This is a genomic window from Actinoplanes sp. NPDC023801 (assembly GCF_040639655.1).
In the GTDB taxonomy this organism is placed as follows: domain Bacteria; phylum Actinomycetota; class Actinomycetes; order Mycobacteriales; family Micromonosporaceae; genus Actinoplanes.
Map to the genome: position 1 here is coordinate 1 of NZ_JBFAAI010000089.1, position 1,207 is coordinate 1,207.

Here is a 1,207-nt window from a genome sequence, read left to right on the forward strand (position 1 = left end):
AACGGCCGATCCTCAAACCGGTCCTGGCCGTAAGTCGCCAGCAGCGCCTGCGCCTCGATCGGGTCACCCAACCGCGTGCCCGTGCCATGCGCCTCGACCACATCGACGTCGGCTGTGGTCAGGCCCGCACCGGCCAGCGCCTGGCGGATCACCCGCTGCTGCGCCGGACCATTCGGAGCGGTAAGCCCGTTAGAAGCACCGTCCTGGTTCACGGCACTACCGCGCACCACCGCCAGAATCCGGTGGCCCAGCCGTTCGGCGTCACTACGGCGCTCCACCAGCAACATGCCGGCACCCTCGCCCCACCCGGTGCCATCCGCCGCACCCGCGAACGACTTGCACCGGCCATCCGACGCCAAACCGTCCTGACGGGCGAACTCCGCAAACACCTCCGGACCCGTGATCACCGTGACCCCACCGGCCAACGCCAGATCACACTCACCCGACCGCAACGCCTGCACCGCCAGATGCAACGCCACCAACGACGACGAACACGCCGTATCCACCGTCATCGCCGGACCCTCAAACCCGAACGAATACGACACCCGACCCGAGATGACACTGTTCGCCGTACCGGTCAGCACATGACCGTCACCCGTCTCCGCGAACAACCCACCCGTGCCATAGCCAGAATTCGACGCACCCACGAACACACCAACCGGAGCACCCCGCAACGACCGCGGATCCACCCCCGACCGCTCCAACGTCTCCCACGACACCTCCAACAGCAGACGCTGCTGCGGATCCATCGCCACCGCCTCACGCGGCGACACCCCGAACAGACCGGCGTCGAACTGCGAAGCCGTGTCCACGAAACCACCGACCGCCGTGTACGACGCGTCGGCGGGAACGGCCCATCCCCGGTCGACCGGGAACACCGACATCCCGTCCGAGCCGCCCGCCACCAGGCGCCACAGGTCCTCCGGCGACTCGATGCCACCGGGATAGCGGCAGGCCATACCGACGATCACGATGTCGTCGCCGTCGACTCGGACCGGCAGTGCAGCCGTCGGCACCTCGACTCCGCCGGCCAGGCCCAGCGCCTCCAGCAGATGGTCGGCGAGCGCCTGCGGGGTCGGGTAGTCGAACACCAGCGACGAGCCCAGCCGCAGACCGGTGGCCGCGTTGATCCCGGTACGAACCTCCACCGCAGTCACCGAGTCGATGCCCAGGTCACGGAACGCCGTACCCGCCTCCACCCGGGACG

General features: G+C 68.6%; 1 protein-coding gene. It reads right to left on the bottom strand.

Annotation, left to right across the window (positions count from 1 at the left end; genetic code table 11):
- Positions 1-1,207, bottom strand: a 1,207-nt coding sequence (locus AB0G04_RS44210; protein WP_360996767.1) for a type I polyketide synthase, incomplete at both ends; no start/stop codon positions are given.